This is a genomic window from Mobilicoccus caccae (assembly GCF_030161635.1).
Taxonomy (GTDB): Bacteria; Actinomycetota; Actinomycetes; order Actinomycetales; family Dermatophilaceae; genus Mobilicoccus; species Mobilicoccus caccae.
In genome coordinates this window covers 1810621-1835200 of record NZ_BSUO01000001.1, presented here as the reverse complement: position 1 = coordinate 1835200, position 24580 = coordinate 1810621, and the positions used below count along the sequence as shown (strand labels likewise).

At 71.5% G+C, this 24580-nt stretch carries 22 protein-coding genes and 5 pseudogenes; 13 read left to right on the top strand and 14 right to left on the bottom strand.

From position 1 onward, the window contains the following. Positions 1-48: 48 nt before the first annotated feature. The 9 genes from QQK49_RS08895 to QQK49_RS08855 all read right to left on the bottom strand — a co-directional run bounded on the left by QQK49_RS08895 (position 49) and on the right by QQK49_RS08855 (position 8572). Entirely contained in the window at positions 49-732 is a 684-nt protein-coding gene (locus QQK49_RS08895; RefSeq protein WP_284303600.1) for a hypothetical protein, read from the bottom strand. Beyond that, the gene (locus QQK49_RS08890) at positions 729-1232 is read right to left on the bottom strand and encodes an RNA polymerase sigma factor (protein WP_284303599.1); all 504 of its coding nucleotides are present in this window, start codon (positions 1230-1232) and stop codon (positions 729-731) included. Before QQK49_RS08890 ends, QQK49_RS08895 begins: the two co-directional genes overlap by 4 nt. A gap of 212 nt (positions 1233-1444) precedes the next feature. Then, positions 1445-2209 carry an SDR family NAD(P)-dependent oxidoreductase gene (locus tag QQK49_RS08885; protein ID WP_284303598.1) on the bottom strand — a complete coding sequence of 255 codons (765 nt, stop codon included), beginning with the start codon at positions 2207-2209 and terminating at the stop codon, positions 1445-1447. 226 nt (positions 2210-2435) lie between these two features. Further along, positions 2436-4154 carry a phosphoenolpyruvate--protein phosphotransferase gene (gene ptsP, locus QQK49_RS08880; RefSeq protein WP_284303597.1) on the bottom strand — a complete coding sequence of 573 codons (1719 nt, stop codon included), beginning with the start codon at positions 4152-4154 and terminating at the stop codon, positions 2436-2438. A 7-nt stretch (positions 4155-4161) separates the two neighbouring features. Then, positions 4162-4431: an HPr family phosphocarrier protein gene (locus QQK49_RS08875; RefSeq protein ID WP_284303596.1), complete on the bottom strand. Its 270-nt coding sequence runs from the start codon at positions 4429-4431 to the stop codon at positions 4162-4164. A 48-nt stretch (positions 4432-4479) separates the two neighbouring features. Beyond that, a complete protein-coding gene (locus QQK49_RS08870; RefSeq protein WP_284303595.1) occupies positions 4480-6393 on the bottom strand; it encodes a PTS fructose-like transporter subunit IIB in 1914 nt (637 codons plus the stop codon). Beyond that, the gene (locus QQK49_RS08865; protein WP_284303594.1) at positions 6390-6845 is read right to left on the bottom strand and encodes a PTS sugar transporter subunit IIA; all 456 of its coding nucleotides are present in this window, start codon (positions 6843-6845) and stop codon (positions 6390-6392) included. Before QQK49_RS08865 ends, QQK49_RS08870 begins: the two co-directional genes overlap by 4 nt. 15 nt (positions 6846-6860) lie before the next feature. After that, positions 6861-7814, bottom strand: a complete 954-nt coding sequence (pfkB, locus tag QQK49_RS08860) for a 1-phosphofructokinase (protein ID WP_284303593.1) — start codon at positions 7812-7814, stop codon at positions 6861-6863. Then, complete coding sequence (locus tag QQK49_RS08855; protein WP_284303592.1) at positions 7811-8572, bottom strand: DeoR/GlpR family DNA-binding transcription regulator; 762 nt, start codon at positions 8570-8572, stop codon at positions 7811-7813. The genes pfkB and QQK49_RS08855 overlap by 4 nt, the downstream gene beginning before the upstream one ends. Positions 8573-8733: 161 nt before the next feature. Here QQK49_RS08855 and QQK49_RS08850 point away from each other — a divergent pair, with 161 nt between their 5' ends. From QQK49_RS08850 to QQK49_RS08825, 5 genes and pseudogenes are all read left to right on the top strand, one after another. Further along, complete coding sequence (locus tag QQK49_RS08850) at positions 8734-9207, top strand: GNAT family N-acetyltransferase (RefSeq protein WP_284303591.1); 474 nt, start codon at positions 8734-8736, stop codon at positions 9205-9207. Further along, positions 9204-10013 (top strand): annotated as a pseudogene (locus QQK49_RS08845) (CoA-binding protein); the annotation flags it as partial. The gene QQK49_RS08850 and the pseudogene QQK49_RS08845, both read left to right, overlap by 4 nt. Before the next feature lie 145 nt (positions 10014-10158). Further along, positions 10159-11423 (top strand): annotated as a pseudogene (locus QQK49_RS22715) (acetate--CoA ligase family protein). Positions 11424-11452: 29 nt separating this feature from the next. After that, entirely contained in the window at positions 11453-12046 is a 594-nt protein-coding gene (locus tag QQK49_RS08830; RefSeq protein ID WP_284303590.1) for a DUF5998 family protein, read from the top strand. 4 nt (positions 12047-12050) lie between these two features. Next, complete coding sequence (locus QQK49_RS08825) at positions 12051-13136, top strand: alkaline phosphatase family protein (protein ID WP_348536140.1); 1086 nt, start codon at positions 12051-12053, stop codon at positions 13134-13136. A 62-nt stretch (positions 13137-13198) separates the two neighbouring features. Here the strand turns inward: QQK49_RS08825 and sepH are convergent. Together sepH and QQK49_RS08815 are read right to left on the bottom strand one after the other, a co-directional pair. Further along, positions 13199-14641: pseudogene (sepH, locus tag QQK49_RS08820) on the bottom strand (septation protein SepH); the annotation flags it as partial. Beyond that, positions 14635-14799: a DUF3071 domain-containing protein gene (locus QQK49_RS08815; RefSeq protein WP_284305859.1), complete on the bottom strand. Its 165-nt coding sequence runs from the start codon at positions 14797-14799 to the stop codon at positions 14635-14637. The gene QQK49_RS08815 and the pseudogene sepH, both read right to left, overlap by 7 nt. A gap of 278 nt (positions 14800-15077) precedes the next feature. On the opposite strand from QQK49_RS08815, the pseudogene QQK49_RS08810 reads away from it, so the two are divergent. Next, positions 15078-15941, top strand: a pseudogene (locus tag QQK49_RS08810) (ferrochelatase); the annotation flags it as partial. 232 nt (positions 15942-16173) lie between these two features. Continuing rightward, positions 16174-17037, top strand: coding sequence for an inositol monophosphatase family protein (locus QQK49_RS08805; RefSeq protein ID WP_284303589.1), 864 nt, complete (start codon positions 16174-16176; stop codon positions 17035-17037). A 142-nt stretch (positions 17038-17179) separates the two neighbouring features. Here the strand turns inward: QQK49_RS08805 and QQK49_RS08800 are convergent, their stop codons facing one another. Next, positions 17180-17371: a hypothetical protein gene (locus tag QQK49_RS08800; RefSeq protein WP_284303588.1), complete on the bottom strand. Its 192-nt coding sequence runs from the start codon at positions 17369-17371 to the stop codon at positions 17180-17182. 338 nt (positions 17372-17709) lie between these two features. On the opposite strand from QQK49_RS08800, the gene QQK49_RS08795 reads away from it, so the two are divergent. The 4 genes from QQK49_RS08795 (at position 17710) to QQK49_RS08780 (ending at position 19670) form a co-directional block, all read left to right on the top strand. Further along, on the top strand, positions 17710-18012 hold the full coding sequence (locus QQK49_RS08795; RefSeq protein WP_284303587.1) for a DUF4193 domain-containing protein: 303 nt from the start codon (positions 17710-17712) through the stop codon (positions 18010-18012). Next, positions 18000-18470 (top strand): dUTP diphosphatase, encoded by a 471-nt coding sequence (dut, locus tag QQK49_RS08790; RefSeq protein WP_284303586.1) that lies wholly within the window; start codon positions 18000-18002, stop codon positions 18468-18470. Before QQK49_RS08795 ends, dut begins: the two co-directional genes overlap by 13 nt. 73 nt (positions 18471-18543) lie before the next feature. Further along, positions 18544-19290, top strand: coding sequence for a DUF3710 domain-containing protein (locus tag QQK49_RS08785; protein ID WP_284303585.1), 747 nt, complete (start codon positions 18544-18546; stop codon positions 19288-19290). Positions 19291-19490: 200 nt separating this feature from the next. Continuing rightward, positions 19491-19670: a single stranded DNA-binding domain-containing protein gene (locus QQK49_RS08780; RefSeq protein WP_284303584.1), complete on the top strand. Its 180-nt coding sequence runs from the start codon at positions 19491-19493 to the stop codon at positions 19668-19670. 51 nt (positions 19671-19721) lie between these two features. Here the strand turns inward: QQK49_RS08780 and QQK49_RS08775 are convergent, their stop codons facing one another. Both QQK49_RS08775 and QQK49_RS08770 read right to left on the bottom strand, forming a co-directional pair. Beyond that, entirely contained in the window at positions 19722-20432 is a 711-nt protein-coding gene (locus tag QQK49_RS08775; RefSeq protein ID WP_284303583.1) for a potassium channel family protein, read from the bottom strand. A 25-nt stretch (positions 20433-20457) separates the two neighbouring features. Further along, positions 20458-21123 carry a potassium channel family protein gene (locus QQK49_RS08770; RefSeq protein WP_284303582.1) on the bottom strand — a complete coding sequence of 222 codons (666 nt, stop codon included), beginning with the start codon at positions 21121-21123 and terminating at the stop codon, positions 20458-20460. Positions 21124-21193: 70 nt separating this feature from the next. Between QQK49_RS08770 and QQK49_RS08765 the strand changes: the two are divergent. Both QQK49_RS08765 and QQK49_RS08760 read left to right on the top strand, forming a co-directional pair. After that, a pseudogene (locus QQK49_RS08765) lies at positions 21194-23216 on the top strand (APC family permease). 62 nt (positions 23217-23278) lie between these two features. Continuing rightward, positions 23279-24565: a class I SAM-dependent RNA methyltransferase gene (locus QQK49_RS08760; protein ID WP_284303581.1), complete on the top strand. Its 1287-nt coding sequence runs from the start codon at positions 23279-23281 to the stop codon at positions 24563-24565. Positions 24566-24580 lie beyond the last annotated feature (15 nt).

The following is a 24580-nucleotide window of genomic DNA, read 5'->3' as shown; positions in this document are numbered from 1 at the left end:
CGGCACGCCGGAGGTGGTTCACGCACGCCAGGTCACGGCCTGGTACGCCTAGTTCGCGAGCAGCGCCATCGCCTCGTCGAGGCCGGTGGCGTGAGTCGTCACGGTGCCGTCGCGCGTCGCGAGCACAGCCATCGGAGCACCTAGGACAACCGCCTGCGGCACCAATCCCCGCTCGGTGGCGTCCTGCAGCAGCACCGTCGCCACGGGCGCCCGGTCGGGCTGGATACCTCCGACGAGGCGTCTGGTCGCCTTCAGGTCCTCCTGATTCGCGTTCACGAGCACCACCACCACCCAGTAGTCCGGGTGCGTCTCCGCGAACTGCAGGACGGACGGGAGCAGGTCGATGCCGTCGCAGGCGGGGCACAGGGGCTCGTACGCGGCGACCATCGCGGGACGCTCGTTCGAGGTCCACGAGACCAGCGGGTAAGCGAGGCCGACGAGGGGGAACACCTCGAGGGTCGTCGGCATCACGAGTGTCGACGACGTCGGAGGAGTCGCCACGACCCCCTCGTGCCGGGGCATGGGCCATGACGCGACCCCGGCGGCGAGGGCGACGGCGACGAGGACGGCGGCCGCCGGGATGAGCCGGCCGCGGCGACGTCTGCCGCCCCCGACGGGGTCGGCGTCTGCAAGGACCGCGTCGACGATGCGGTCGGCATCGTCGTGATCCTCGGCCGTGGGTTCGAGGGCGTCGCGTAGTCGCGGGTCGAGGTCGGTGGGTTCGCGGGTCATGGTCGGCTCCCTTCGGCCAGTGCCGAACGCAGGTGGGCGAGGGCCCGGGAGGCCTGGGACCGTACGGTGACCGTCGAGCAACCCAAGCTCGCCGCGATCTCCTCGTCGGAGACACCGTCCACGTGTCGCAGCAGGACGATGGCGCGTTGCCGGCGTCCGAGCGAGGCGAGGGCGGTGGCGAGTTCGTCCCGCTCAGCGATCCGCTCGGCCACGCCGTGCGACGGTGAGGGTCCGGCCTCGGGCACCGCGACGAGCCGTTCCCGGCGGTCGCGGCGGGAGAGGCTGCGGGCTCGCGACAGATGCCGGTTGACGACCATCCGCGACACGTACGCGTCGACGTACTCCACGGCCGAGATCCGGTGCCAGTCGCGGTAGACGCGCATGAGCACGTCCTGGACGACGTCGGCCGCTTCCTCGGCGCTCCCGGTGAGCAGCGTCGCGAGACGCACGAGGCGTGGTGTGGACGCTCGTGCCCAGGTCTCGAAGTCGCTGCTCGTCATGACCCTTCGACGCCACCGTTCGCCGGGATGTTGCACGGCTCGCCCGAGAACGTTCCATTCAGCCGGAATCAATCGGCTGAGACAGTAGGCGAGGACGAAACAGCCGCGCGTGCGGGGCTGTTTCAGACCTCTCTTACTGTCTCAGCTGGGTTGGGGTGAGGGTGGGAGGCTCGGGGTGACCGGGTGACCGGGTGACCGGGTGACCGGGCGGATCAGCGTGGGGGCATGCGCAGGGCGCCGTCCAGACGGATGGCCTCACCGTTGAGCATCGGGTTGGTCACGATATGGGAGGCCAGCGCGGCGTACTCCTCGGGCTTTCCGAGCCGGCTGGGGTGGGGGACCATCGCGCCGAGGCTCGCCTTGGTCTCCTCGGGCAGGCTCGCCATCATCGGCGTCTCCATCGTGCCGGGGGCGATCGTCATGACGCGGATCTGCTTGTCCGCCAGGTCGCGTGCCGCCGCGAGGGTGAGGCCCACGATCCCGCCCTTGCTGGAGGCGTATGCCGCCTGGCCGACCTGACCGTCCCAGGCGGCGATGGACGCCGTCATGATCACCACGCCGCGGTCCCCGTCGACCGGCTCGTTGTCGACCATCGCCGCGGCGGCGAGCCGCAGGACGTTGAACGACCCCACGAGGTTGATATCGATGACGGTCTTGTAGGTCTCCAGCGGCAGCGGACCCTTGCGACCGACGACCCGCCCGGGAGTCGCGACCCCGGCGCAGGTCACGGCGATGCGGAGCTCGCCCAGCTCGCGGGCGGCGTCGATCGCCGCCTGCACCTGATCCTCGTCACGGACGTCCGCGGGAGCGAAGCGTGCCCGGTCCCCGAGCGAGGACGCCACCGCCTCACCCTGGCTGCCGGGCAGGTCGAGGATGACGACGGCCGCGCCGTCGGCGTGGAGTCGGCGGACGGTGGCCTCACCGAGGCCCGATCCTCCACCGGTGACGACGGCGACGGTCTGCGGGGTGATCTGCATGGACGAGCTCCTTCGGGCGATGAACGCCAGAGCGGCGGACGGACTGCGGGTGCGCCGGGGAGCGCGCCACGCCTCACGGCCAAACCTAACCGCCGAAGTCCGTCGCGACGGGGGAATCCCCCGCCGGGAGTCACCCTGACCGTCGACCACCGGTGGCACGTCATGGCGTGAAACGACGACGGCCGGCCCCGCGAGGTGCGGGACCGGCCGACGAAGAGCGCGTCGCTCAGAGCAGGTCGAGGAGGTTGGGGTGGACGATGCCCATGACCGCCTCCTTGGCCGCGGTGGCCGTGCGCGCGGCGACGGCGTAGGCCGCCATCTGCTGACAGGTGGCGTAGTCGTGCAGGCGCAGGGCCGCACGCACCGCCGGGACGCGGCCCGAGGCCATCGACAGCGACGAGACGCCGAGGCCGACGAGCACGAGCGCGAGCAGCGGGTCGCCGCCGGCCTCGCCGCACACACCGACCGGCTTGCCGGTGGCCCGGCCGCCCTCGCAGGTGGCCTTGACCAACTGCAGGAGCGCCGGCTGCCACGGGTCGAGCAGGTTGGCCAGCTCACCCTGCATGCGGTCCGCCGCCATCGTGTACTGCGACAGGTCGTTCGTGCCGATCGACACGAAGTCGACGATCGACATGATGTGCTCCGAGCGCAGCGCCGCGGCCGGGACCTCGACCATGACCCCGACCTTGGGCAGACCGGCATCACGGATCTTCTTGGCGAAGTACTCCGTCTCCTCCAACGTGCCCACCATCGGCGCCATGACCCGCACGTCGGCACCGGTGGCCTGGTACGCGGCCGCCAGCGCTTCGATCTGGGTGTCGAGCAGATCCTCGCGGATCATGCCCAGACGCAGACCACGGCGACCGAGGGCAGGGTTCTCCTCCTCGCCGAGGTCGGCGAAGGTGAGCGGCTTGTCGGCGCCGGCATCCAGGGTGCGCACGACGATCCGGCGGTCACCGAAGGCCTCGAACACCTCGGTGTAGGTCTTGGTCTGCTCCGCCAGCGTGGGCGCCTGGTCCCGTTCGAGGAAGAGGAACTCGGTGCGGAACAGCCCGGACCCCTCGAGGTCCTTGCCGGCCGCGTTCTTCGCATCCTCGGGGGTGCCGATGTTGGCGAGCAGGGCGATTTTCTTGCCGTCCCGGGTGGCTCCCTCGCCGCTGCTGCCCGCGAGAGCCGCAGACCGGCGTCGGCTGCGTTCGGCGAGCTCCGCCTGCTCCGCATCCGTGGGGTTGACGATGACCTCGCCGACACCGCCGTCGAGCGCGACGACGGTACCCGCGGGCAGGTCGGTCGCCCCCTTGAGCTGCACGACCGCCGGGATGCCCAGCTGGGCGGCGAGGATCGCGGTGTGGCTCGTCGGCCCCCCGGAGGAGGTGACGATGCCGCGGACGATCTCCGCCGTGAGGGTCGCCGTCTCCGCCGGGGCGAGGTCGACGGCCACGAGCACCGAGGGGACCGCCAGGTCGGGCACACCCGGCTCGGGGACCCCACGCAGGCGGCAGATGGTGCGGTCGCGCACGTCGCGCAGGTCGGTGGTGCGCTCGGCCATGTAGCCACCGAGCGACTCGAACATCGCGCAGTACTCCTCGACCGCCGCGTGGACCGCCTGCGTGATGCCGGTGCCCTTGGCCAGCTGCGTATCGATGCCCGACACCAGGCCCGGGTCACGGGCCATCATCGCCGTGGCCTCGAGGATCGGCTTGGCGTGCTCGTTGGCACGCCCCGCACGCTCGGTGAGGCCGTCGGCGACGTCGGAGAGGGCCTGACGCACGAGCGCGCCGGCCTCCTCCGCGTCGGTGGTGGGCGGCTCGTCCGGGACCGGCCCGGGAGCCGGTCGGATCTGGACGACCGGTCCCGACGCCGTCCCCGCTGAGACCCCGATGCCGTGGAGGACCTGGTGGGCGGGCGCGTCCGTGGTGTCGGTCTGCGAGGACGACGTGGTCATCGTCCGCTCACTCCGCGTCCAGGTCGCGGGAGAGCAGCGCGACGAGCTTGTCGAGGGCGGCGTCGGCGCCGTCGCCGTCGGCCTCGAGCGTGACCTGCTCGCCGTGCTTGGCGCCCAGGGCCATCACCGCGAGGATGCTGCGGGCGTCGACCGGGTCGGCGCCCTCCTTGGCGATGGTGACGGGCAGTCCGGTGGCGGTCGCCTCCTGCACGAACAGCGCTGCGGGGCGGGCGTGCAGACCGACGGACGAGGCGATGCTGACCTGACGGGTAGCCATGATGGTTCTCCTTCGTGGTGGGGTTGTGGGGAGTATTCCAGGCGCGTGTCAGGCGCGCTCGGGGGAGGCGGCGAACGATTTGAGAGCGATGACGATCGCCGTCATGACGGCCATCCCCGCGAGGATGGCGACGAGGAACATCAGCGGATTGCCGATGAGCGGGACGACCCACAGGCCGCCGTGCGGGGCGCGCAGGGTGCTGCCGAAGGCCATGACCAGAGCGCCGGTGACGGCCGACCCGGCCAGCGAGCCGGCGATGACCCGGATGGGGTCGGCGGCGGCGAACGGGATCGCGCCCTCGGAGATGAACGAGAAGCCGAGCAGCCATGCGGCGCGCCCGTTCTCACGCTCGGGTCCGGTGAACAGCTTGGGCCGCAGCTGGGTCGCCAGCGCCATGGCCAACGGCGCGACCATGCCCGCGGCCATGACGCACGCCATGATCCGCAGCGGCATGTCGCCCGAGGCGGCCAGTCCCGCGGTGGCGAACGTGTACGCCGTCTTGTTGAGCGGCCCGCCGAGGTCGAAGCCCATCATCAGGCCGAGGATCGCGCCGAGCAGCATGGCGTTGGCGCCGGACATGCCGTTGAGGGTGTCGTTGAGCAGCGTCATCAGCGCGGCGATGGGACGACCCAGCAGGAGGATCATCAGGCCGCCGGTGATGAGCGTGGACAACAGCGGGATGACGACGACGGGCATGACCCCGCGGACACCCTTGTGCACCTTCCAGCCCGAGATCCAGCGGGCGACGAAACCGGCGATGAAACCGGTGACGATACCGCCGAGGAATCCTGCCCCGATCGAGTTCGCGATGGCGCCGCCGACGATGCCCGGCACGAGGCCCGGCCGGTCGGCGATGCCGTAGGCGATGAAGCCCGACAGGATCGGCACGAGGAACCCGAAGGACGCCCCGCCGATGAGGAACAGCAGTGCGGCCCAGTGCATCCCGTCGAGGAGGTTGAACTCCTGGAGGATGTTCGTCGTGCCGTCGGCGCCGGTGAGCGAGTAGTTGGTCGTGACGTCGATGGCGCCGGTCTCACCGCCGAAGAGCTGGGCGAACATGAAGCCCAGCGCGATGAGGATTCCGCCGGCGGCGACGAACGGGATCATGTACGAGACACCCGTCATCAGCCACTGCCGGATCCGGGTCCCGACGCCCGCACCCTCGCGACGGCGCTCGGCGGGGGCCTCGCTCCCGCCCGCCGCCGTGACGGCGGTGGCACCCGCAGCCGCGACCGGTGCCGTGGCACCGGCGGTCGGGGGCGCCTCGACGGACTCGGCCCGCCGCGCCCGTACCTGCTCGGTGGCCTCGGCGATGAGGGCCGGGGCATCCGAGATGGCCTTCTTGACGCCGACGTCGACGGTGGGTTTGCCGGCGAAGCGCGACTTGTCCTTGACCTCGAGGTCGTGGGCGAAGATGACGGCGTCGGCGGCGTCGATGACGGCCTGGTCCAGGGGTTCGGAGCCGGCCGAGCCCTGGGTCTCGACGATCATCTCGTGCCCGGCCTCGCGGGCTGCTTGTTCGAGGGCCTCGGCGGCCATGTAGGTGTGGGCGATGCCGGTGGGGCAGGAGGTCACCCCCACGAAGGTCAGCGGCCCGTCCTGCGCAGCGGAGGACGCCGCGGCGCCGGACGTGGTGCCCGCCTGGCCCGACGACTGCTCGGTGGCCAGACGCTCGGCCTCGGCGACCAGCTCGGCGGCTCCGCCGATGGCCTTCTTGACGCCGACGTCGACGGTGGGCTTTCCGGCGAAGCGCGACTTGTCCTTGACCTCGAGGTCGTGGGCGAAGATGACGGCGTCGGCGGCGTCGATGACGGCCTGGTCCAGGGGTTCGGAGCCGGCCGAACCCTGGGTCTCGACGATCATCTCGTGCCCGGCGTCCTTCGCGGCCTGTTCGAGGGCCTCGGCGGCCATGTAGGTGTGGGCGATGCCGGTGGGGCAGGAGGTCACCCCGATGAGCTTCATGCGTTGACCACCTCCCGCTCCACGACCTCGACGACGGTGGCAGCGTCGGGCGCCGTGCGCAGGGCGTCCTTGAACTCCGCGCGCATGAGCTTGCGGGCGAGCTTGGCGAGGATCGCCAGGTGGTCCTCGCCGCTGCCCTCGGGGGCCGCGATGAGGAAGATCAGGTGGGCCGGACCGTCCTCGGCGCCCCAGTCGATGCCGGCCTCCGAGCGGCCGAAGGCGAGCGAGGGCACCGCCACGTGCGGGCTGCGGCAGTGGGGGATGCCGATGCCGCCGGGCAGGCCCGTGGCCATCTGCGCCTCGCGGGCGGCCACGTCGGCGAGGAACCCCTCGAGATCGGTCACGCGGCCGGAGGAGACCAGCGACTCACCGAGGCGCCGTGTCGCCTCCTGCCGGTCGGTGTTCTCCAGTCCGAGGATGACCTGCTCGGTGGTGATGAGGTCGTTGCTCACGGGGTACTCCTTCGATCAATCGGAGAGGGGGATCGTTCGATCCGGTGCGAGGTCGAGCCTGACATGGACTGCCGCCACGTTGCGCGCGGACGGCACCTTCGTTCCAGGTAGCGCCACGGCGGCGGACCCGAAGGCCACGGCCTGACGCAACGCCGTGGGCGCATCCGCGCCGGTGTCGAGGGCCAGGAGGTAGCCGGCGAGCGTGCAGTCGCCGGCCCCGACGGTCGACACGGGCCGGTCGACGGTGGCCGCCGCGAGCGCCACGGAGTGGGCCGTGACCAACAGGGCGCCGTCGCGTCCGAGCGAGACGAGCAGTTCGCCGATGCCACCGGAGATGAGTTCGCGGGAGGCGTCGACGACGTCGCCGACGCTGGACAGGTCGGCGCCGACGAGTTCGCCGAGCTCGACCCGGTTGGGCTTGATGAGGTCGGGACCGGCGGGGACGGCCTGCGCCAGCGGCGCCCCCGAGGTGTCGATGGCCGCCTTGCAGCCGTGGTCGTGGGCGAGCCGCACGAGCCCGGCGTAGAAGTCGCCCGCGACACCACCCGGCAGGCTGCCGCATCCGACGATCCACGCGCCGGGGGAGGTGCCCACCGCGTCGCCGGCCGCGGCGAGGAAGGCCTCGACCTCGGCGGGTGACAACTGCGGGCCGGGCTCGTTGACCTTGGTGGTCGACCCGTCGGGTTCGACGATCGCGACGTTGGCCCGGATCGACTGCTCGATGGGCACGGCGCGCACCGGGGTGCCCGTGGCGTCGAGGAGTTCGGTCATCATGCGGCCGTGTGCTCCGCCGACCGGGAGCACCGCCAGGGTGGCGCCGCCATGGGCGTCGATGGCGCGGGAGACGTTGATGCCCTTGCCGCCCGGGTCGAGCCGGGTCGAGGTGGCGCGGTGGACCTCGCCGCGGCGTAGCACGTCGACCTCGATGGTGCGATCCACGCTGGGGTTGGGGGTGACGGTGACGATCATGCGAGGAGGACCTCCGGTCCGTGGGCACCGAGCGCGGCAGCGGTCTCGGGATCGAGACCGGAGTCGGTGACGATGGTGTCGATCGAGGACAGTTCGCCGAACCGGTGGAAGTGGTTCGTCCCGATCTTGGAGTGGTCGCACACGAGGACGGGGCACGCGGAGGCCTCGATCATCGCGCGCTTGGTGGCGGCCTCGGCCTCGTCGGGGGTGGTCAGACCGCGGTCCACCGACACGCCGTTGGTGCCGATGAACGCGACGTCGACGTGGACGTCGGCGATAGCGTGCACGGCCCAGGGGCCGACGGCCGCGAGGGTGCGGTGACGGACCCGGCCGCCGAGCAGGTGCAGTTCGAGGTCGGTGCGGCGGGCGAGCGCGCCGGCGATCGTCAGGGAGTCGGTGACGACGGTGAGTTCGCGCCCGTGGGGGAGGAGTTCGGCGATGACGCCGGTGGTCGTGCCCGCGTCGAGGAGCACGACGCCGTGCTCGGGCACGAGACCGATCGCCATCTCGGCGATGCGGCGCTTCTCCTCGCGGTGGAGTTCGGTGCGGCTCTCCAGGGTGGGCTCGAAACCGAAGCGTTCGATGGCGATGGCGCCACCGTGCACGCGGCGGACCAGTCCGTGGCGTTCGAGGGCGGTGAGGTCACGGCGGATCGTCTCCGGCGTCACGTCCAGGCTCTCGGCCAGGTCGCCGACCTCCACGCGAGGAGTCCGGCGTGCCAGATCGACGATGAACGTATGACGTTCGTGTTGATGCATCTGCACACTCCCTTGTGTCCGCTGTTGCGCCCGAGACTAGTGGGAGCATGCCCGGTTTCACAGACTTTGCGCGAAGAGGATGTCTGAAACAACATCGGGTGTGGTGTGCGCCGCGTCCCGACCTCCCCTGGAGGCCGGACTGCGCATGGGATACTGCCCGCATGGCCGACGACGCGTTGCCCTCGCCCGATCAGCTCGACCTTCCCGAGAACTACCCGGTGGCCTGGGAGGCGGACGTCGTGCTCCGGGACGGGTCGGTCGCCCACGTCCGACCCATCACCCCCGGTGACGCCGACGGTATCCGCATCTTCCACGGCCGGCAGTCCGAGGAGTCCATCTACCTGCGCTTCTTCGCGCCCATCAAGCAGCTCTCGGACAAGGACGTCCATCGTTTCACGCACGTCGACTACGACGCGCGGGCCGCCATCGTGGCCACGATCAAGGACGACATCATCGGCATCGCCCGGTACGACCGCCTCGAGGACGAGAGCGTGGCGGAGGTGGCGTTCAACATCTCCGACCACTACCAGGGCAAGGGGTGGGGTCGGTCCTCCTGGAGCACCTGGCGGCGGTCGCGCAGGAGCGGGGGATCCGTCGCTTCGTGGCCGACGTCCTGCCCCAGAACCGCAAGATGATGAACGTCTTCATCGACGCAGGCTATGAGGTCAAGCACCGGTTCGACGACGGCGTGATCGCCGTGGAGTTCACGATCGAGCCCACCGAGAAGAGCAAGGCCGTCCAGCTCGCCCGCGAGCATCGCGCCGAGGCGCAGAGCATGCACACGCTGCTCAGCCCGTGCTCGGTGGCCGTCGTCGGTGCCAGCCGCAGGCCGGACGCCGTGGGATCGATCCTGCTCGACAACCTCCTCGACGGCGGGTTCGCCGGTCAGGTCCACCTCGTCAACAGCGAGACCGACTCGGTGCGGGGACTGCCCGCGCACTCCCGGGTCACCGACATCGAGGGCGGCGTGGACATGGCGGTCATCGCCGTGCCCGCCGAGCGGGTGCTGGACGTCGTGGACGACTGCGCCGAGGCCGGCGTGAAGTCCCTCGTGGTGGTCTCCTCCGGCTTCGCCGAGGCCGGTCCCGAAGGGGAGGCCCGCCAGGCCGCGCTGCTGCACCGTGCCCGGACGAACGGCATGCGTGTCGTGGGACCCAACTCCTTCGGACTCGTCAACAACGACCCCGACGTCCGTCTCGCCGCGACGGTGGCCCGGCACAATCCGGGGCCGGGCTCCCTCGGGCTGTTCAGCCAGAGCGGCGGCATCGGCATGGGCCTGCTGGCCTCGGTGGTCAGGCGTCGCCTCGGGGTCTCGATCTTCGCCTCGGCCGGCAACCGCGTCGACGTCTCCGGCAACGACCTCATGCAGTACTTCATCGACGACGACAACACGCGCACCGTCGGCCTCTACCTCGAGTCGCTCGGTAACGCGCGCAAGTTCTCGCGGATCGCGCGTCAGTTGTCCATGCGCAAGCCGGTCGTCGCGGTCAAGACGGGCACGATCGGCACCGTGCCCCCGGGCACCGGGCCCGCGCCCCCGGGTCGACCCCGCGGCCTTCGCCGCCCTGCTCGACCAGGCCGGGGTCATGCAGGCCGACAGCGTCCACGAACTCGTCGACATCGTCCAGTTGGTCAGCCACCAGCCGCTGCCTGCCGGCCCCCGGGTCGCCGTCGTCGGAAACTCCCACGGGTTGAACGCGATCGTCGCGGACAAGGCGGTCAAGGTCGGGTTGTACGTCTCGCACGGCCCCGTGACGCTCCGGGTGGACTGCACCGCCACGCAGGTGGCCGACGCCACCGAGGCCGCGTTCGCCGACGAGAACGTCGACAGCGTCATCGTCTGCGTGACACCCCCGATGCGTTCGGGCGACGAGGACGTGGCGAGCGCCGTCGCGCACACGGCCTGGCCGTACGGAAAGCCGTGCATCGTCACGTTCTTCGGGCTGCGCGACGTCACCGACATCATGCACCGGGCCGGGCGCCCCCGCAGCGACGGCAGCGGTCGCTACATCGTGCCCGTCTACAAGACCCCGATCGACGGGGTGGCCGCGCTCGGCGCCGCGACCCGGTATGCGATGTGGCGCGAGAAGGATCATGGCGAGTTCGTCCGGCCCGAGGGGATCAACCGCGTCGCAGCGCGGGGCGTGGTCGATCGGATCCTCGACGGCAGCCCCGGCGGTCGGCAGCTCGACATGGAGGAGGTCACGACCCTGCTGGCCGCCTACGGCCTCGAGATGTGGCCGATGTTCCGCGTGTCGACGCCGGAGGAGGCCGTCGATGCGGCGGCCGGCATCGAGGGGGCCGTCGTCGTGCGATCGATGCTCGCCGGCGTCCGGATGCGCCCGGGCAGTGTCCGCGGTGGGCTGACCACCGACGAGGCCGTCGTCGCGGCGTTCGAGGAGATGTCCCGGCAGTTCGCCTACACCGGCGACCCGATGCTGGTCGTGCAGAAGATGGCACCGGTCGGCCTCGCGACGCTCGTGCGGTCGGTGGAGGACCCCCTGTTCGGGCCCGTGGTCTCCTTCGGGGTCGCCGGTGCGGCCGCCGACCTGCTCGGCGACCTGGGGCACCGCATCCCGCCGCTCACCGACGTCGATGCCCGGGGCCTCGTCTCCGAGGTACGGTCCGCGCCGCTGCTGCAGGGCTACCGGGGGCTCCCGCCACCGACCAGGACGCGCTCGTCGACGTCGTGCTCCGCGTGGCGGCCCTCGCCGACGACATCCCCGAGATCTCCCACCTCGAACTCAACCCGGTCAACGCGCATTCGGCCGGGGCCGACGTGCTCGGAGCGGAGATCGTCCTCGCACCCGCGGACGTGCGCACCGACGCGGGTCGACGGGCGATGACATGAGTCGCGGCCGTTTCGGAGACACTGGAGGAATGAGCTTCACCTCCCGCCAACCCGGTCCACAGGGGTTGCCTCCCGAGCTGACCCGTGACATCGAGCGCGCCGGGTACTACCCGGCCCTCGTGCGTGACGTCGTCGGTACCGCTCTCGCCGGCGACGAGGTGGTCTCCCACCTGGTTCATCAGGAGACGACCTTCGACCACGACTCGGTGCGTCGCCACGTCACGGTCCTCGTGCTGACGACCACGCGGCTCGTGGTCGCCCACGCCGACGACCACACCGAGGACGGGGCTCCGGTGGGGACGGCTACCGCCACGACCGAGAGCGTGCCGCTGGCGGGCGTGCGCGGTGTCATGCTCACGCACGTCGTGGCCGATCCGGCGTCGTATCGTCCGGGGGTCCTCGGCCACGAGATCACCGTGACCATCGGGTGGGGCTCGGTGAGCCGGGTCGACCTGCTGCCCGCCACCTGCGGCGACCCCGCGTGCGACGCCGACCACGGGTACGAGGGCACCCTGACCGCCGACGACATCAGCGTGCGCGTCAGCGCCGTCGCCGACGGGGACAACGCCCTCGCGCAGGCCGTGGCCTTCGCCTCCGCGTTGCAGGCCGCGACGGCTCGCTGACCTCGTGATCCCCGACGATCTGAGGTCTCCCGCGGCCGCGTACGACGGTGGCGGACTCGCCGACGTCCTGCCCTCGGTGTGCGCCGCGCTCGGGGTCCCGGACGTGGTGGGGCGTCTCCCGGTCCCCGAATGCCGCCGCGCGGTGGTCGTGCTCGTCGACGGACTGGGCGACGTCCTGCTGCGCCGCCGCGGCGGTCACGCACCCTTCCTGCGGTCCCTCCTGGCGACCGGCACCACGCTGCTGTCGGGATTCCCCTCGACCACGGCGACGAGCATGGGCACCTTTGGCACCGGCCTGCCGCCCGGCGCCCACGGGATGCTCGGCTACATGGTGATGATCCCCGGCGCCGACCGGCTCCTCAACGAGCTGAGCTGGGAGGACGGCCCCGACCCCTACCTGTGGCAGCCCCGGCCGACGCTGTTCGGCGAGGCCGAGGCGGCCGGTGTCCGCGTCACCCGGACCGGACCCGGCTACTTCGACGGCTCCGGCCTGACCAACGCCGCCCTGCGCGGAGGGTCGTTCGTCGCCGCCACGACCCTGGCCGACCGCGTCGACGCCACCCTGTCGGCCCTGGGCCGCGACCCGCGCAGCCTCGCCTACCTGTACTGGGGCGAGGTCGACAAGATCGGTCACGTGCGCGGACCGGACAGCTGGCAGTGGGGCGCCGAACTGGAGGCCGTCGACGGCGAACTGCGCCGCCTCGCGGACAGCGTGCCCGACGACACCGCGATCGTCGTCACCGCCGACCACGGCATGGTCACCTCACCGTTGGACGAGCGGATCGACCTCGCGCACGACGCCGAACTCGCCGCCGGCGTGCGCCATGTGGGGGCGAGGCCCGCGCGCTGCAGCTCTACTGCGAGCCGGGCGCCACCGACGACGTCGTCGCCACCTGGACGGCGCGACTCGGGCAGGACGCCTGGGTCGTCCCACGCTCGGAGGCCGACGCGCTCTTCGGCGGGATCGACGCCCCGATGCTCGAGCGGGTCGGCGACGTCGTCGTCGCCATGCGCGGCACCCAGGCCGTCGTGGACTCCCGCACCCAACGCCACGAACTGCGCAGCCTCATCGGCCTGCACGGCTCACTGACCCCCGACGAGATCGCCATCCCGTTCCTCGTGGTGCCACCCCGGCGCTCACCGGGCCGGGCCTCACTCGTCGCGCGCTGAGGGGTCCTCCCCGGCCTTCGCGCCGAACATGATGTCGTCCCACGCCGGGACGCTCGCCCGCCCGCGCCGACGCGACGCGGCCGAGGACGACGACTTCGCCGCCTTCCTCGAGGCCGGCTTCGGGGTCTGTTCTGCCGCCGGCTCGGGCTCGGGCTGGGTCTCCGGAGCGGGTGCGGAGGCGATGTCCGTCGCCGACGCCAGGCCCTGGTTCTGGTTCTGGTTCTGGTTCTGGGGAGGCGATACCTCCTGCGCCGGCGCGGTCGCCTTGCGACGCCGCGTCCTCTTGGCGCGGGGGGCGGGCTGGGGCTTGGGCGTCTCCTCCGACGTCGTCTCGTCCGACGTCGCCGCCTCGCTCGTGACCGGAGTCGGCGGAGTCGGCTCAGGCGTGGGAGTCGGTGCAGGCGTGGGCGTGGGAGTCGGTGCAGGCGTGGCGATCTCGGTGATCTCGTCCTCGAACGGCAGCAGCGGTTCCTCGTTCGCCGGAGCCGGGTCGGCCGGAGTGAGCGTCGGCGATCCGGGGTCGGGTGCGAGCTGCCGTTCGGTGCCGGCCAGTCCGGGGTCGGCATGCAGGTCGGACTCGACGCGGGCGGGGATGCCCTGACTCGTCGGCGCGGGCGTGGGCGCCTCGGGCTCGTCCTGCTCCGGCTCGTCGAGCTCGGGAGCGGCGGGGGAGCCGGGGTCGGGGGCGAGGTGGTCGTCGGTGCCGGTCAGGCCGGGGTCGGGGCGCAGCTCGTCCTGGGCCGGGGCGGTCGTGGGCGTGCCGCTGCCGGCGGTGGTCAGCAGGTCCTCGGTGTCCACCGCGGGAGGCACCGCGGACGGTGAGCGACGCGCGCCACCCCCGCGACGGCGGTTGCGGGCGCGGGAGGTGGACCGCAGCGTGGCCATGAGGTCGGAGTCCTCGGCCAGCGGCGAGCGGTGCGCCTGCGGGGCGTAGGAGCCCGCGTGGCCGTACTGCGTCCCGGCGTCGGTGACGTCGCGGCCCCGGTCGTACTCCGGGCCCGGGTCGAGCAGGTCGGGGTCGTCGTCGGAGAGGCGGGCCGCCTCCTGGTCCAGTCCCCGCAGGGTCATGGAGCTCTTGGCGAAGCTCCACGACGCGCGGCGGTGGTGACCCTGTTCCTCGAAGTGGACCTCGACGACCCACTGGCCGTCGTCGTTGCGCCAGGAGTCCCAGTCGACGTCGTCGATCGACACGTCGCGGTCGGCCAGGCGGCGCGTCACGCGGCTCAGCAACGTGGGGGAGCCGGTGGTCGCTCCGCGGGGGCGCAGGCGGGTGTTCGAGGCCAGGCGCGCCACGTGCTCGCGTTCGGCGAGGATCGGCCCCTCGTACCGCCGCACCTTCTCCACGGTCCATCCGGCGCGCTCGGCGGCCTCCTCGGCGTCGGCGCCGCTGCGGATGAGCGCCTGCACCTCGACCGGGCTCATCGGGCGCTCGGGGAGTGCCCGTGGCTCGAGTGGTGCCCGGCGTCGCTGCGCAGCGCGGAGCGCAGTGCTGCGTCGATCGGCAGGACGAACTCGTCGCCGGCGCCGGTGAGAACCAGTCGGGTGCCGTCGTCCGTGACGCCGACCAGGCGCAGTGCGTGCATCGAGACTCTCCCATCGGGGTGGACCGGACCGGCGGGCCAGGGGCCGTCCGCGGTGGGTTCGCGCCGGTCGGCGGACGGGGCCACGATAGCGTGACGACCGGCGATGTCGGTGAGGCGTGCCGGATGGACCGGACGTTCGGCCCTGCATTCCTCGCCCATCGCGCCCTCGCTCGCCCCATCACCGTCCCTCGCCCGCAAGGAGTGCCGTGAGTTCGCTCGCGCCGTACGATGCCCTGCTGTTGCTCTCGTTCGGAGGCCCCGAGGGGCCGGATGAGGTCATGCCGTTCCTACGCCACGTCACCGGCGGCCGGGGGATCCCCGACGAACGGTTGACCGAGGTCGCCCACCACTACGACATGCGCGCGGGCATCAGCCCGATCAACGGCGAGAACCGGCGCCTCATCGCGGCGCTGCGGGCCGAACTGGACCGCCGCGGTGAGTCCTTGCCGATCCTCTGGGGCAACCGCCACGCCGCCCCCTTCACGATCGAGGCCCTACGGGAGGCGCGCGCTGCCGGCTCGACCCGCCTGGTGGCCCTCGTGACCAGCGCGTATCCCTCCTACTCGGGCTGCCGGCAGTACCGGGAGGACATCGCCGAGGCGCTGGCCGAGCTGGGTCTCGACGCGCAGGACGGCGGCAACGTCACGGTCGGCGCGGGCGTCGACATCGAGGTGGACAAGATCCGCCCATACGCCGACCACCCGGGGTTCGTCGAGGCCGTGGCCGGGCGGACGGCCGACGGCGTGGCCTCCTTCCTCGACGCCCACGACCTGACCAGGCCGCACGTGGCGTTCGTCACGCACTCGATCCCCGATGCCATGGCCCACTCCTCGGGCCCCTCCGGTGAGGACTACCTGCGCCGGCACACCGAGATCGCCGAGATCGTCGCCGACCGGATCCGTGAGCAGGTCGGTCGCGAGATCGGGTGGAGCCTCGTGTACTGCTCGCGCTCGGGCCCGCCGCACCAGCCGTGGCTGGAGCCCGACGTGTGCGACCACCTGGAGGACCTGGCCCGCGACGGCGTCGACGGCGTGGTGGTCAGTCCGATCGGGTTCGTCGCCGACCACATGGAGGTCGTGCACGACCTCGACACCGAGGCCGCCGAGACGGCCGAGGCGCTCGGGCTCGCCTTCGCCCGGATCCCGACCGTGCAGGACGACCCGCGCTTCGTGGCGGGCCTGGTCGACCTCCTCGAAGAGCGGGCCCGGGAGGCCCGGGGGAGGACGTCGAACCCGCCAGCGTCTCCGCGCTCGGCGCGCTGCCCTCGCGCTGTGCCCCCGGGTGCTGCCCGAACCTCCGCCGTCCGATGCCCGCCGCCTGCGGGCGGGACGAGGTGCATCCGGTCGGCGTCACCGACGACAGGGAAGGCCGCTGATGACCACGCACGAGATCGACCAGGACGAGTTGCGCGAACTCGAGGCGCTCGCCGTCGACGTCGCGGCGGAGGCCGCCCACTTCGTCGTGCAGCGTCACCGCACGGACATGGCGGTGAGCACGAAGTCCTCCGACGTCGACATCGTCACCGAGATGGACTCCCGCAGCCAGGAACTCATCGCCTCCCGGCTGCGGGCCGCGCGGCCTGCCGACGCCTTCTTCGGCGAGGAGGAGGGCGCACCCGAGAATCCGGCCGGATCAGGGGCACTGACCTGGGTGGTCGACCCCATCGACGGGACGGTCAACTACCTGTACGGCTACCCGCTCTACGCGGTGTCGGTGGCACTCGTCGAGGGCGACCCCACCGTGCCGGGGGCATGGCGTCCGCTGGTCGGGGCCGTCGCCGACGCGGTCCGCGGATCGGTGTACCACGCACGACTCGGGGGTGGCGCCCACCTGCGGGGCGCCGACGGCACGAGCACCCCGCTGCGTGTCAGCGACGCGAGTGACCTGGCCACCAGCCTCGTGGCGACGGGGTTCGGTTACGACACCGCCAAACGGGTCCGGCAGGCGCGAGCACTCACCGGTGTCATCGGTCACGTCCGCGACATCCGTCGGGGTGGGTCGGCGGCCCTGGACCTCTGCCTGGTCGCCGGCGGCCAGGTCGACGCCTACTACGAGATGGGGATCAACCCCTGGGACATGGCGGCCGGATGGCTCGTGCTGACCGAGGCCGGGGGATTCTGCTCCGGTGCCGACGGCGGGCCGCCCTCGAGCGACTGCGTCGTCGCCGGCGCGCCCGGGATCCGGCAGGAGTTCAGCCGGCTCGTCGACTCGGTCGTCGACATCGTCCGGCAGGGATAGGGCCAGGGACCGAGAGCGCCACCGACACGCGCGAAGGGGCGCTCCTGCCGAGATCGGCGGGAGCGCCCCTTCACCGGCGGACCGGTCGTGCTGCTGAAGCTCGTTGCGCTGCTGGAGTGCGTTGCGCGAGGACGCGGTGCGGTCAGGCGACCTGCGGTGCGAACGGACGGAGCTGGGGGATCTCGAGCCCGTGCTCACAGGCGGTGCGTGCCAGCGACTCGAGTTCGCCGGTGCGCACGTCGACGAGGTGGTCGTCGTCCTCCGCCTCGGCGATGCGCAACGATGTGAGCGCTTCGGTTGTTCGGTCGACGATCTGTGTCTGAAGTTCGGTCAAGACCCACCTCCTGAGGGGCTTGTCGTGCGGAGGGACACGGGCGGGTCGCTGTGTCCAGACCGAGCCTAGACGCTCCGATGGTGTGGTCATGACCGTCGCAAGTGACCTGTGGATGACGAGACGATGACTTCGGGTCGATCGTCCAGGTCGTCGGGGCCGACACGTGTTCGGCTACGGGCGCCCGTGCCTTGTGTCATCCTTGCGCGTGATCGATGTGCTCGCGGGCCGCTGATAGGGCACAATCCCCGCGTCGGAATGCTTGCGCCTCCATGCGCGTTGGTCCGATACCGGCCGCACTGTGCCGGTGACGTTGTGCGAGACGAGGAGAGACGACCCGGATGGCCACTGACTACGACGCCCCACGCAAGACCGAGGAAGACGAGATCGGCGAGGACTCCATCGAGGAGTTGAAGTCGAGGCGCGTCGACAAGTCGGCATCCAGCGTGGACGTCGACGAGGCCGAACAGGCCGAGAGCTTCGAACTGCCCGGTGCCGACCTGTCCGGTGAGGAGTACTCGGTCCGTGTCGTGCCCAAGCAGGCCGACGAGTTCACGTGCTCCCGCTGCTTCCTGGTCCACCACCGCAGCCAACTGGCCAAGGAGATCGACGGCCTTCCCGTGTGCAAGGAATGCGGGAGCTGACCTCCGCGGTGGACCTCGCGGTGCGGCGCCTCGATCCTGGCCTGCCCCTGCCCGCGTACGCGCATCCGGGCGACGCGGGGCTCGATCTGCGGGCCACGGCGGACCACACCCTCGAGCCGGGGCAGCGCGCTCTGGTGGGCACGGGGATGGCCTTCGAGATCCCTCCCGGCTACGTGGGCTCGGTGCATCCGCGCTCGGGTCTGGCCGCCCGGCACGGTGTCACGGTGCTCAACGCGCCGGGCACCGTGGACTCGGGGTACCGGGGAGAGGTCAAGGTCAACCTCGTCAACCTCGACCCCACCCAGCCGTTCCACGTGCGGCGCGGCGACCGCGTGGCGCAACTGCTCCTGATTCCCGTGGCCACGGCGCGCCTGGTGGAGGTCGATGTGCTTTCGGAGACCGCCAGGGGTGACACTGGGCACGGTGACAGCGGCGGATTCGGCCCTCACGGGGGCTGATTCGCACGACGTCGGCCCGTTCGGGTCCGGCACACCCCGGACCACCGGACCATCTGGACACGAGGAGAGACACATGGCTTGGTTCCGTCGCGGCAAGAAGTCCGCCGAGGACGAGGTCGATCGCACCCCGTCGAAGGCCCCCGCCGGAGCAGCCCCCGTCGATGACACGCCCGACACGCCGACGGACGCGACGACCGCGGCGGCGGACGAGCAGGCTCCCGCCTCCGACCACGGACCGTTCGACGCCTCCGACGTCTCCTCCGATGAGGGGTACCTCAAGCTCGGATCGATCTGGGTGCCGGCGATCGAGGGCCTGATGCTCACGTTCGAGATGGACCAGAGCCAGAGCCAGGTGACCGCGGTCCAGGTCGTGCGTGGTGACTCCACGCTCCAGCTCCAGGCCTTCGCCGCCCCCAAGTCGGGTGGGCTGTGGGAGGAGATCCGCGCCGAGATCGCCGAGGGGATCGCGGGCCAGGGCGCCACGGCCACCGAGGAGACCGGCGCCCACGGCACCGAACTCGTCGTCGACGTCAACGGGGGAGTCATGCGCTTCCTCGGCGTCGACGGGCCGCGGTGGTTCCTGCGGGGCGTCGTCAGCGGCCGCGCCGCCGTCGACCCCGACGCCGGAGCCGGGCTGCGGCAGGTCTTCGCCGACGTCGTCGTCGACCGCGGGGGAGACCCCATGGGGCCCCGCGAGCTGCTCACCCTCACTCTGCCCGACGACTCGGGTCAGCCCGACGGCTCCGCGGAGGAGGAGGGACGTCGAGCCTCCGACCTCGACCCCTTCACCCGTGGTCCGGAGATCACCGAGATCCGCTGAGACGCGGCGCTGATGGCGTTCTGGGACCGCCTGCGGCACCGGTACTCGGGATCGTCCGTCGACCAGGACGAGGCCGCCGAGCTGCGGCGTCGATCGGCCGATCTGGGCCTCATGCCCATCGGGGACATCGAGGACCGGACGCGGGCCGAGGTCTGCGGCGTCGCCCGCAGCATCACCCGCCCCCGGCAGCCTCGGGGCCGATGTCGGTGGTCGTCGAACTCGACGACGGCAGCGGCCTGCTCGACGTCGTCTGGCTCGGACGTCGCGAGGTGCCAGGCATCCGGCCTGGGGTGCACCTGCGCGCCGAGGGCCTGGTCAGCCTGCGCGGCCCCAAGCGCACGATGTTCAACCCGGCCTACGAGATCGTCCCGCCGTTGTGAGACTGCCCGCCCGGCGGTTCGACCTCGTCGAGCGCGTCACCGGTCTCCTCGTCAGTCGTCGTCGCCGTTCTCGTCCTCGTCGTCGTCCTCGTGGTGCTCGATCGCCGCGGGGTTGAGCAGACGTTCGAGTTCACGTTCCCGGTCGGCGGAGGTGACGAGGATGAGCTCGTCACCGGCCTCGAGGACGTCGTCGGGGCTGGGCGCGATCGCCCGCTGACGGCGCACCAGACACGTGAGGACGGTGTCGACCGGCCAGGGCACCTCGGCCACCCGCTGGGCCGCCCACGGGCTGTCCTCGGGCAGGGTCATCTCGACAAGCACGGCCTGCGACTGCTGGAACTCGAAGATGCGCACGAGGTCGCCGATGCTCACGGCCTCCTCGATGAGGGCGGTCATCAGGCGCGGGGTCGACACCGCGACGTCCACGCCCCACCCGGAGTCGAACATCCACTCGTTCTTGGGGTTGTTCACCCGGGCGACGGTGCGGGGCACACCGAACTCCGTCTTGGCCAGCAGCGACAGGACGAGGTTGGCCTTGTCGTCACCGGTGGCGGCGACGACCACGTCGCAGTTCTCGAGGCCGGCCTCCTCGAGCGCCGCGAGTTCGCACGCGTCCGCCAGCAGCCAGGAGGCGTCGGGCACGCGGGAGGACTGCACGTCGTCCGCGTCCTGGTCGATGAGGAGGACCTCGTGACCGCTGTGGATGAGTTCGCGCGCGATGGAGCGGCCGACGCTGCCGGCTCCGGCGATGACGACTCGCAATGGTGGTCCTTTCGGAAAGGGAGGCTCAGTCCTCGGCCGGCGGCGGGTCGAGCAGGATGCGCTCGATACCCGGGAGGTCCTCGGCGGCACAGACGACGTGGAGGACGTCGAGCTCCTGGTAGACGGCGGTCGGGCCGGGGATCTGACCCCGGTCGCGGCGGGTGACGTAGGCGATGCGCGCGCCGCAGATCTCTTCCATGTGCGCCAGCCGACGCCCGATCCACTTCGGGTGGGTCGACACCTCGGCGACGACGACACCGCCCGAGGGATCGGTGAACTCGGGCACCGCACCCACGGGGAGCAGCCGGCGCAGGATGCGGTCGGCGGTCCAGCGCACCGTGCCGACGGTGGGGATGCCGAGCCGCTGGAAGACCTCGGCGCGGCCGGGGTCGTAGATGCGCGCCACGACGTTCTCCACGCCGTAGGTCTCCCGCGCCACACGGGTGGCCAGGATGTTGGAGTTGTCGCCGCTGCTCACGGCCGCGAACGCGTACGCGCGCTCGATGCCGGCCCGCTGGAGGGTGTCGCGGTCGAAGCCGATGCCGTGGACCCGCTTGCCCTGGAAATCGGGGCCGAGCCGACGAAAGGCCGCGCTGTCGCGGTCGATCACGACGACGTCGTGTCCCCGCTGCTCGAGGCTCGATGCGAGGGCGGCCCCCACCCGTCCGCAACCCATGATCACGAAGTGCACGGGGCAACGCTACGCCGCCTGTGCCTCACCGCAGTACGCAGATCCGCGCGTCGGGCCTACATTGTTCAGCGTGTCGGATCTGAGTCGCGCTCTCAAGCGCCTCGTCGTCGGCCGCGCGATCCGCAGCGACCGTCTGGGGGAGACCTTGCTCCCCAAGCGCATCGCGCTCCCGGTGTTCGCGAGCGACGCGCTCTCCTCGGTGGCGTACGCGCCGGACGAGATCTTCCTCACCCTGGCGATCGCCGGTGGGGCCTTCGCCTTCCTCCACTCCTGGCAGGTCGGTCTCGCGGTCGTGTTCGTCATGATCGTCGTCGTCGCCTCTTACCGGCAGAACGTGCACGCCTATCCCGGTGGTGGTGGCGACTACGAGGTCGCCACCGTCAACCTCGGTCCCAAGGCGGGCGTGACGGTGGCGAGCGCGCTGCTCGTGGACTACGTGCTCACCGTCGCGGTCTCGATCAGCTCCGGGGTGCAGAATGCCGGCGCCGCGCTGCCGTTCGTGCGCGGTCACGAGGTGTGGGTGGCCCTGGGGCTGGTGGTCCTGCTCACCGCGATGAACCTGCGCGGGGTGCGCGAGTCGGGCAAGGCGTTCGCCGTGCCGACGTACGCGTTCATGATCGGCATCCTCGGGATGGCGTTGTGGGGCAACATCCGCTCCTTCATGGGCACGCTGCCGCCCGCGCCCAGCGCCCACCTGGACCTGCACCCCGAGCCCGGCTACGAGATGCTCACGGGCGTCGCGCTGGTCTTCCTGCTGCTGCGGGCGTTCTCCTCCGGCTGCGCCGCCTGACCGGGGTGGAGGCCATCAGCAACGGCGTGCCCGCGTTCCAGAAGCCCAAGAGTCACAACGCCGCGACGACCCTGCTGCTCATGGGGTCGATCTCGGTCGTCATGCTCATGTCGATCGTCGGCCTGGCCCGCACCACCGGCGTGCAGTTCGCCGAGGATCCCGCCACCCAGCTCTACCTCGACGGCCGGCCCGTCGGACCGGGGTACGTGCAGGAGACGATCATCGGCCAGTTGGCCCACACGGTCTTCGACAACTTCGCACCCGGCGTGATCTTCATCGCGATCTGCACCGGCATCATCCTCATCCTGGCCGCGAACACGGCCTTCAACGGGTTTCCCGTGCTCGCCTCGGTGCTGGCCCAGGACGGGTTCCTGCCCCGCCAGCTCTCCCAGCGCGGCGACCGCCTCGCGTTCAGCAACGGCATCGTCATCCTCGCGGGCGCCGCGATGGTGTTGATCTTCGTGTACGACGCGGAGGTCACCAAGCTCATCCAGCTGTACATCGTCGGGGTGTTCGTCTCGTTCACCGTCAGCCAGATCGGCATGGTGCGGCACTGGAACCGGCATCTGGACGAGTCGGTCGACCCCAAGGAGCGGGGTCGGATGTACCGCTCGCGCCTCATCAACATCGTCGGCGCGACGATGTCGGGAACGGTGCTGGTGGTCGTCCTGCTCACCAAGTTCATGCGCGGTGCGGGATTCGCCGTCGTGGCCATGGTGATCCTCTTCTTCATCATGTTGGCGATCAACCGGCACTACCGCCGCGTCTCCGACGAACTCGCGCTCCCGGAGGACCCGGGGTGGAGCGGGCGCTGCCCTCGCACGTGCATGCCGTCGTGCTCGTCAGCAAGATCCACAAGCCGACGATGCGGGCGCTGGCCTACGCCCGTGCCTGCCGGCCCTCGGTCCTGGAGGCGGTGACCGTCGCCGTGGAGCCCGAGCGGGTCGACGCCCTCGTGCAGGAGTGGGACCGGCGCCGGATCCCGGTGCAACTGCGCATCCTCGACTCTCCCTACCGCGAGATCACCCGCCCGGTCGTCGACTACGTCAAGTCGATCCGCAGCCACAGTCCGCGCGACGTCGTGACCGTGTACGTGCCGGAGTACGTCGTCGGGCACTGGTGGGAACACGTGCTGCACAACCAGAGCGCTTTGCGTCTGAAGGCCGCGCTGCTGTTCACTCCGGGAGTGATGGTCGTGAGCGTTCCCTGGCAGTTGCAGTCCTCCGAAGGCGCCGAGGAGTGGTTCACCGGCGCCCGGTCCTCGCCCTCCTCGGTGCGTGGACCCGGACGGGGTGCGCGGTGAGCCGCCGGGCCGATCGTGGCCGGGGTCCGGAGCATCGGGACTCCTCGCCGCGGGAGTCGCTCGTGGGTGCGACCTCGGAGGTCGACCTCGTCGACATCGCCCACGGTGGTCATGCGGTGGGCCGCGTCGAGGGACAGGTCGTCTTCGTCCGGCACGGGCTGCCGGGCGAACGGGTCCTGGTGACCGTGACCAAGGGGCGTGAGGGGGACCGGTTCGTCTTCGCCGACGCGACCGAGGTCCTGTCGGCCTCCCCGCACCGGGTCGAATCCCGGTGCCCGGTGGCCGGTCCCGGGGGATGCGGCGGCTGCGACTTCCAGCACGTCGACCTCGCCCACCAGCGCGACCTCAAGGCCTCGGTCCTGCGCACCCAGTTGTCGCGGCTGGCCAAGGTGGATCGCGACGTGCAGGTCCACCCGGTTCCCGGCGACGAGGACGGCCTGCGCTGGCGCACCCGCGTGGAGTTCGCCGTGGACGGTGCGGGGCGCGCCGGCCTGCGGCCTCAGCGCAGCCACGACGTCATCCCGTTGGAGGACTGCCCGATCGCCACCCACGGGGTCGTCGACACCGGCGTCCTCCAGCGGGACTGGAGCGGCATGCGCGCGGTCGACGTCGTCGCGCCCTCGACCGGCGAGCCCGTCGTCGTCCCGATCCCCCTCGAGGGTGAGGAGTCCGGCGCCGATCCCACGTCCCCCGAGGTCGACACGGCCGACACCGCCGACGCCACCGACGCCGACGACACCACCGGCGCGCTGGAGACGGAGCGTTACGTCGTGGAGGCCGTGACCGGCGAACGCTGGCAGGGCGACTTCGAGGTGCACGCGCGAGGGTTCTGGCAGGTGCACCCGGGGGCGGCGAGCACGTTCGTCGACCGGGTGCTCACCGTGCTCGACCCGCAGCCGGGGGAGCGGGCGCTCGACCTCTACGCGGGGGTCGGCCTCTTCGCCCGCGCCCTCGCCGACGCGGTCGGTGAGGACGGCGCGGTGCTCGCGGTCGAGTCCGATGCCCGGGCGTGTGCGTCGCTGGCCGCAGCCGCCACCGATCTCGACCAGCTCGAGGTGCGCGTCGGGAAGGTGGCCGACGCACTGATCCCCCTGGTCGAAGGCGGGGACGAGGCCGATCTCGTGGTGCTGGACCCGCCGCGTGTCGGCGCCGGCCGCGCCGTGATCACCGACGTCTGCGCCCTGGGCCCGCGGGCGATCGCCTACGTCGCGTGTGACCCGGCGGCGCTCGCACGCGACGTGGCGATCGCGGCCGAGCACGGGTACGAGTTGGGCGAGGTCACCGGCTACGACGCGTTCCCCATGACCCACCACGTCGAGGCGATCGCCGTCCTGCGCCGGGCGGCGTGATCGGATCACGCGAGT